This is a genomic window from Streptomyces echinatus, assembly GCF_014203595.1.
Taxonomy (GTDB): Bacteria; Actinomycetota; Actinomycetes; order Streptomycetales; family Streptomycetaceae; genus Streptomyces; species Streptomyces echinatus.
Genome location: NZ_JACHJK010000005.1, coordinates 550,463 through 558,327 on the forward strand (window position 1 = coordinate 550,463; position 7,865 = coordinate 558,327).

Annotated in this window: 5 protein-coding genes; 3 read left to right on the forward strand and 2 right to left on the reverse strand. The window is 70.6% G+C overall.

The window, feature by feature from the left end:
• Positions 1–109: 109 nt before the first annotated feature.
• Positions 110–2,353 carry a fructose-specific PTS transporter subunit EIIC gene (locus tag FHS34_RS17760; protein ID WP_184966311.1) on the reverse strand — a complete coding sequence of 748 codons (2,244 nt, stop codon included), beginning with the start codon at positions 2,351–2,353 and terminating at the stop codon, positions 110–112.
• A gap of 457 nt (positions 2,354–2,810) precedes the next feature.
• On the opposite strand from FHS34_RS17760, the gene ahcY reads away from it, so the two are divergent.
• Entirely contained in the window at positions 2,811–4,268 is a 1,458-nt protein-coding gene (ahcY, locus tag FHS34_RS17765) for an adenosylhomocysteinase (protein WP_184966314.1), read from the forward strand.
• A 237-nt stretch (positions 4,269–4,505) separates the two neighbouring features.
• Positions 4,506–5,120, forward strand: a complete 615-nt coding sequence (locus FHS34_RS17770) for a hypothetical protein (protein WP_184966316.1) — start codon at positions 4,506–4,508, stop codon at positions 5,118–5,120.
• A gap of 80 nt (positions 5,121–5,200) precedes the next feature.
• Here the strand turns inward: FHS34_RS17770 and FHS34_RS17775 are convergent, their stop codons facing one another.
• Positions 5,201–6,298, reverse strand: coding sequence for an RDD family protein (locus FHS34_RS17775; RefSeq protein WP_225817497.1), 1,098 nt, complete (start codon positions 6,296–6,298; stop codon positions 5,201–5,203).
• Positions 6,299–6,441: 143 nt separating this feature from the next.
• On the opposite strand from FHS34_RS17775, the gene FHS34_RS17780 reads away from it, so the two are divergent.
• Positions 6,442–7,449, forward strand: a complete 1,008-nt coding sequence (locus FHS34_RS17780) for a stage II sporulation protein M (protein ID WP_184966320.1) — start codon at positions 6,442–6,444, stop codon at positions 7,447–7,449.
• Positions 7,450–7,865: the final 416 nt, after the last annotated feature.

Below are 7,865 nucleotides of genomic sequence, written 5' to 3' on the forward strand. Positions count from 1 at the left end.
GGCGCGGAGAATAGCGCCCGCCGGTGACCCACCGTGCGCGAGGCACCCTCCCGCCCGGGACGAAACCGGTGCGGGCCCGGACAACCGGACCCGCACCTCCCCCCTCAGCTCATCCGACCTCCCCCAGCACGGCGAGCAGGGCCCGCTCGTCCGGCGCCGCCAGCAGCCGCTCCCGGAAACCGGCGGCCATCAGCTTGCGGGACAACAACGCGAGGATCCGCAAGTGCTCGTCGCCCGCGGCCGCCTCCGGTACGGCGATCATGAAGATGAGCCGGGCCTTCGTACCGTCCGGCGAACCCCACTCCACGCCCTCGGCCGACCGCGCGAAGCCGACGACCGGCGCCGTCACCGCGTCCGTCTTGGCGTGCGGGATCGCGATCTCCTCGCCGAGCCCGGTGGTCCCCTGCTCCTCGCGCCGCAGCGCGGTCGCCACCAGCTCCGCCCCGTCGGCCACCCGGCCGCTGCGCGCCAGCAGTTCCGCCATCTCCCGGACGGCGGCGTCCTTCTCCACCGCGCCGAGCGCCACCCGCACGGTCCGCCGGGTCAGATACCCGGACAACACCTCGGGCCCGGCGTCCACGTCCGCTTCTTCCACAACGGTCGCGGCCCGCGCACCGGCCTCCTCGCCCGCGGTCTCTTCCCCCGCGGTCTCTTCCGGAGCGCCTGTCCCGGCGGCCGTGGTCCCTGCCGCCTCCGCGGCCGCGCCGGCCTCCGCGGTCGCCGTCCGCGCACCCGAGGCACGCACCGCGACAACCTCGGGCGCACCGGCCCCGGCCGACGAGAGGCCCCGGCCCGGCTGCCCCGGTACGACCGCCCCGGCGACCACTCCGGCCGGCACCGGACTGACCCCGACGCCACCGACCTCGACGGCACCGGCCCCGGCGGCCTCCGCAGGCCCCCGGCGCCCGCTCACCTCCATGAGCGTCACCGTCACCAGCGCCGTCACCACCGTGCCGATCACCACGGCCACGAAGAACATCGGCACCCCGCTCACCGCGCCCAGCACCGCTACGACCGGCCCGCCGTGCGGCACCGCGTCCTCCACCCCGGCCAGTCCCGCGACCGCACCGGCCACCGCGCCACCGAGCATGTTCGCCGGGATGACCTGCGCCGGCCGCGCCGCCGCGAACGGGATGGCTCCCTCCGAGATACCGAAACAGCCCATGAACAGGGCCGCGAGACCCGTCTCCCGCTCCTGCTCGGTGTAGAGCCGCCGGCGGACCAGCGTGGCCAGACCCTGCCCGAGCGGCATCACCGGGATCGCCGCCGCGCACATGCCCATCACCGTCTGGTTGCCGCTCGCGATGAGCCCCGCGCCGAACAGGAACGCCGTCTTGTTGACCGGACCGCCCATGTCGAACGCGATCATCAGGCCCAGGATCGCGCCGAGCAGCACGGCGCTGGTGCCGGTCATCCCGCCCAGCCAGTTCGTCAGGTGCTCGAAGACCCAGGAGATCGGCTTGCCGATGACATAGACGAAGAACAGTCCCAGTGCCGTCGTCGCCACGATCGGGATCACGATGATCGGCATGATCGGCTGCACGAACCTCGGCACCCGGACCTTCTTGATCCACAGCACCAGGTACCCGGCGAGGAACCCGGTCACGATCGCCCCGATGAAACCCGCGCCGGCCTCCGAGTCGTACAGCGCCCCGGTGTTGGCGATCCAGCCGCCGATCATGCCGGGAACCAGTGCGGGCCGGTCGGCGATCGCATAGGCGATGTAGCCGGACAGCACCGGGATCATCAGCTGGAAGCCGATCCCGCCGATCGCGTTCACGTGCGCCCAGAAGGTGCCCTCCGGGATCACATAGCCCTTGGCCGTCGCATGGCCGCCGAGCGCGAGCGAGACCGCGATCAGCAGACCGCCGACGACCACGAACGGGATCATGTACGACACGCCGTTCATCAGCGCCTTGTACACCGGGCCCCGTTCCCGGCCGCCGCCCGAAAGGGGCGCCGCCGGATTGTCACCGGCCCCGTCCACCCCGTGCACGGGCGCCGAGCGCACCCGCTCGATCAGCTGCTCGGGGTGGCGAATGCCCTCGGCGACCCCGACCGTGAGCACCCGCTTGCCGGCGAAACGGCTCAGGTCCACGTCCTTGTCGGCGGCGACGATGACGCCGTCCGCCGTTCTGACATCGTTGTCATCGAGGACGTTCTCGGCCCCTATGGATCCTTGCGTCTCCACCTTCATCTCGATGCCCCGGCTCGCGGCGGCCTGCGCGAGCTTCTCCGCCGCCATGTACGTGTGCGCGATGCCGGTCGGACAGGCGGTCACCGCCAGCAGCTTCAACGGCCGCCGCTCGTCATCGCAGCCACCCGTGGCGGGTGGCCCGGCCGGACTGGTCACGTCGGTCTCCTCACGCTTCGTCGCGCGCGGCGCCGTCCCGGACGCCCCGCGAGCGGAACCGGACCTCCCGGTCCCCCTGCATCCTGCACCACCCCCCCTCCGGCCCAAAGGCGCAGAAGTCCTGGTTCGAACCGGTCTGTCGGCCCCGGTTCCACGCTTTCCGCACAACCACGGACGCCCGTACCCACCCCCCGGACCGTCTCGAACCGGACCGGCCGAATCAGCGGACGGACTGGGGGCGACCGGCTCCTGCGGTGTAGCTTGGGACGGAGCCAGACGTCGCTGCTGATGGCGGTCGGGCGGTCCCACACGGACCGGCCGAGGGAGAGAGGGCCTCCGACGGACTGCGCTGCGCGCACGCGGGCATGCCTGTGTCCTCTTCTCGGGCACCCCTGTGTCCGCCGCCGCGCAGACCAGCCCTACCCACCCTCGACCCAACTCCGAGGAGCAGCTCGCAATGACGACTGTCGACAACCGACAGGACTTCAAGGTCGCCGATCTCTCGCTGGCCGAGTTCGGCCGCAAGGAGATCACCCTCGCCGAGCACGAGATGCCGGGCCTGATGGCGATCCGCAAGGAGTACGCCGAGACGCAGCCGCTGGCCGGCGCCCGCGTCACCGGGTCCCTGCACATGACCGTGCAGACCGCCGTGCTCATCGAGACCCTCGTCGCCCTGGGCGCGCAGGTCCGCTGGGCGTCCTGCAACATCTTCTCCACCCAGGACCACGCGGCCGCCGCCATCGCCGTCGGCCCGAACGGCACCCCGGACAACCCCCAGGGCATCCCGGTCTTCGCCTGGAAGGGCGAGACCCTGGAGGAGTACTGGTGGTGCACCGAGCAGGCGCTGACCTGGCCGGACAGCCCCACCGGTGGCCCGAACATGATCCTGGACGACGGCGGTGACGCCACCCTCCTCGTCCACAAGGGCGTCGAGTACGAGAAGGACGGCAAGGTCCCCTCCGTGGACACCGCCGAGTCCGACGAGCACCGCGTCATCCTCGAGCTCCTGCACCGCACCATCACGGACGGCTCGCAGAAGTGGACCCAGCTGTCCTCCGAGATCCGCGGCGTGACGGAGGAGACCACGACCGGCGTCCACCGCCTGTACGAGATGCAGCGCGACGGCGTCCTGCTGTTCCCGGCGATCAACGTCAACGACGCCGTGACCAAGTCGAAGTTCGACAACAAGTACGGCTGCCGGCACTCGCTGATCGACGGCATCAACCGCGCCACCGACGTGCTGATCGGCGGCAAGACCGCGGTCGTCTGCGGCTACGGCGACGTGGGCAAGGGCTGCGCGGAGTCGCTGCGCGGCCAGGGCGCCCGGGTGATCGTCACGGAGATCGACCCGATCTGCGCCCTCCAGGCGGCGATGGACGGCTACCAGGTCACCACCCTGGACGAGGTCATCGACAAGGCCGACATCTTCATCACCACGACCGGCAACAAAGACATCATCATGGCCTCGGACATGGCCAAGATGAAGCACCAGGCGATCGTGGGCAACATCGGCCACTTCGACAACGAGATCGACATGGCCGGCCTGGCGAAGATCCCGGGCATCGTCAAGGACGAGGTCAAGCCGCAGGTCCACACCTGGAAGTTCCCCGACGGCAAGGTGATCATCGTGCTGTCCGAGGGCCGCCTGCTGAACCTGGGCAACGCCACCGGTCACCCGTCGTTCGTGATGTCCAACTCGTTCGCGGACCAGACCCTGGCCCAGATCGAGCTGTTCACCAAGCCCGACGCCTACCCGGTCGGCGTCTACACGCTGCCCAAGCACCTCGACGAGAAGGTCGCCCGCCTCCACCTGGACGCACTCGGCGTCAAGCTCACCACGCTGCGCCCGGAGCAGGCCGCGTACATCGGCGTGGAGGTCGACGGCCCGTTCAAGCCCGACCACTACCGCTACTGAGCCGGTGACCCGTGCGCCGGTGACCCGGAGGCCGTGATCCCGCAGAGCGGTGATCCGGTCGCCCGGCGATCCGGTGGTCCGGCCCGCCGGGGAAGTGTGCTGGTGCACCGGCACACTTCCCCGTCAGCAGGTCCTCCGAGGCAGGCCCCCGCACCCCCGTGCCGGGGGCCTGCCCCTTTGGCCCCTCCCCGACCCATGGCTTCCGGCCGGACCGGCCCGTCAAGACCCAGGACCCCCATGCCCCGCGGCCGATATTCGCTCCATGATCCGCACGATCACACCCCCCTCGCAGACGAGCACTTCCAGTGCGCCCCCGGCCCATCCGGCTGGCGCTATGTCTCCCGGCTGACCGGCCCCGCCGGCGACCAGCGCGGCTCGGTGGATCTCGCTCTCGACGACCTCGGCCGGCCCATCCGCCTCGAACTGCACGCGGGCGGCTGGCAGGTCCGCGGCGCGGCCATCGACGGCGTCACCTGGGTCCGCACCGACCCCACCGGCACCCATGCCACCGAAGGCAATGTGCGCGCCCACGCCTTCACCGGCACGTCCCCCGCGTTCCTCGTCGCCACCGCGCGTCTCCTGCGCCTCACCCCCTCGTCCGCCGCGACCCGCGTACGCCTCGTGGCCTTCACCGACCCCGTCCTGGCCCCCCGCACCGTGGACCAGTCCTGGGCTCTGGTGAACAGCGAAGCACACGCCACTGACAACGGCCCGCTGATGGTGGACGAATACCAGGTCACAGCCCTGGACACCGGCGAACAGCACGCTGTCCACATCGCCGGCGACGTCGTCCTGGCCGCGCCCGGCATCGAGCTGGAGGATCTTCAGTCACCGCCGTCGCGATTCGACTGAACCCGGCGCCATCACCGGCGGCTCCGGATACGCCGAGCACCGCCCGACCGTGACCCGCCCTACGCCCGACCGCGACCCCCTTACGCCGGGGGCGCGAACCCGGTGACCGGACGGTCGGTCACCGACCCGTCCTCCCGCTCCGGCGAGGAGGCGACGGGAGCCTGCGGCAGCCGGGCCCCGTCCCGGCCCGGTGCGGACTGAACAGCACCCTGGGGCCACGCGCTCGGAGGCTGGTACGGGGCGGACGCGGCGGGAGGCTGAGCCTGATAAGGAGCCGGGGACTGGTACGTGCCGGCAGGCTCATGGGAGAGCGGGGGCTGGTGGGCGGCGGCAGATGGATAGAGGTCCGGGTATCGGTACGAGGCGGGGGCGTGGGCCGGCCAGGCCGTCGGCGGGACGAAGCCGCCGCCCGGCGGACCGCTGTGGCCGCTGTGGCCGAAGGCCTGCCGGGCCTCTCGGGTCTGCCGCTCGTGCACCACGGCCGCCAGGAAGGCGGCCGGAGGCAGATCCCCCGGGCCCGAGGCGCCCGTACGCTCCGCGAGCTCGGCCGCGAACCGCTGCGCCATACCCGCCGACACCTGGGGATCGAGCTGCTGCATCCTGCTCAGGTACTGCCGGACGGCGAGCCAGAGCCCGTCCGGCACCGCCGACAGGTCCAGCTCGGCGAACCGGCCCGCGAGCCACGGAGGCGGTGGCGGGACGACCCCGGCGCGCCCGGCGGGTATTCGCTCGCGCACGACAAGGGTGCCCGCGAACACGTCCCCGAGCCGCCGCCCGCGCGCCGAGACCAGTGAGGCGATACAGGCCACCACTCCGAGCGTCATCAGGATCTCGACCACCCCGATCGCGCCGCGCACCAGCGCGTGCCGGAACCGGATGGGCCCCCCGTCGTCCCGCACCACCCGGAGCCCGAAGGCCAGCTTCCCCAGCGAACGGCCGTGACTGAGTGTCTCGACGGCTATCGGCCCGCCGACCAGCACCAGCAGGAACGCCGCGATCGACAGCGCCACCTGCGCGGCCTCGTCCAGCGAAGCCGTCGACGCCACCAACACCAGGATCACGACGATGTACGCGACCATCGTCACCACCAGGTCGAGCAGAACGGCAAGCGCCCTGCTCGGCAGCTTCGCGGGCCGTAGCTCGAGTGCCACCGCCTCGCCCGTCACCAGCTCACTCACGCCTGCAGTCCTTCCCTGGTCCGCCCCCTGAACTGCAAGTCTGCCAAGCTGTGGGCGCATCGCGCCGCAGTACGACAAGCTGACAGCAATCACGGGCATCCACGACGAGCCGTGGACGACCAGCCGAGGAGCAGGCAGACCCGATGGACCTGGACGTCTTCGTCTCCGTACACCGAGCGGAATGGGACCGGCTCGACGCACTGCTCCGCCGGCGGCGTCGTCTCACCGGCGCGGAGGCGGACGAACTCGTCTCTCTCTACCAGCGGACCGCCACGCATCTCTCCCTCATCCAGTCCAGCGCACCGGATCCGCAGCTGACCGGACGGCTCAGCCAACTCGTGGCACGCGCGCGTAGTGCCGTCGCCGGCACCCGCCGCGCCTCATGGAGGGACGTCACCCGCTTCCTGGGCCAGGGGTTCCCGGCCGCCGTCTACCGAGCCCGCCACTGGTGGGTGCCCACGGCACTGGTGTCCACCGTCGTCGCCGTGCTGCTGGGCTGGTGGATCGGTACTCATCCCGAGGTCCAGGCGTCCATCGCGGCGCCCAGTGAGCTGCGCCAGCTGACCCGCCCCGGCGGCGAGTACGAGACCTACTACTCCAGCCATCCCGCGGCGGCCTTCGCCGCCCAGGTATGGACGAACAATGCCCAGGCGGCCGCGATGTGCCTGGTCCTGGGCGTCTTCCTGGGCCTGCCCGTCCTCTGGATCCTCTTCCAGAACATGCTCAACCTGGGCGTGGGCTTCGGCCTCATGTCGTCGGCGGGCCGCCTCGACACCTTCCTCGGCCTGGTCCTCCCGCACGGCCTGCTCGAACTGACCGCGGTCTTCGTCGCCGCCGGTACCGGCCTGCGCCTGGGCTGGACGCTGATCGATCCCGGCCCGCGCACCCGGCGCGCGGCTCTCGCCGAGGAAGGGCGAGCCGCCATCGGCATGGCGATGGGCCTCGCCCTGGTCCTGTTCGTCTCCGGCGCCATCGAAGGCTTCGTCACCCCCTCCGGCCTGCCCACCTGGGCCCGCATCGGCATCGGAGTCGCGGCCGAGCTGGCATTCCTCGCGTACGTCTATGTCCTCGGCGGTCGCGCGACACGCGCGGGCGAGACAGGAGATCTCGAAGCGACGGACCGCAGCGCGTCCGTGCCCGTCGTCGGCTGATGTGCGTTCGGCCCCTGTGAGCTGCTAGTCTCCTCTTCGCCCCGCAAGACCCGTTGACACGGAGGGAGTGGGGAGGTAGATTCAAACAGTTGCCTAGAACTGGACATGTTCCGGGGCGGCCGATAGAATCTACTAGCTTCTTCAGAAGTCGTGAGTGACATTCCGAGAAGCGCCCCCCGATTACTCAGAAATGAGTGGCTGGTCAGACCGGCCAAGAACTTCTGATAAAATCGGAACCGCCGGAAAGGGAAACGCGAGAGCGAGAACCTGGAAAGCACCGAGGAAATCGGATCGAGAAAAGATCTGATAGAGTCGGAAACACCGAAGGGAAGCCCGGAGGAAAGCCCGAGAGGGTGAGTACAAAGGAAGCGACCGTTCCTTGAGAACTCAACAGCGTGCCAAAAGTCAACGCCAGA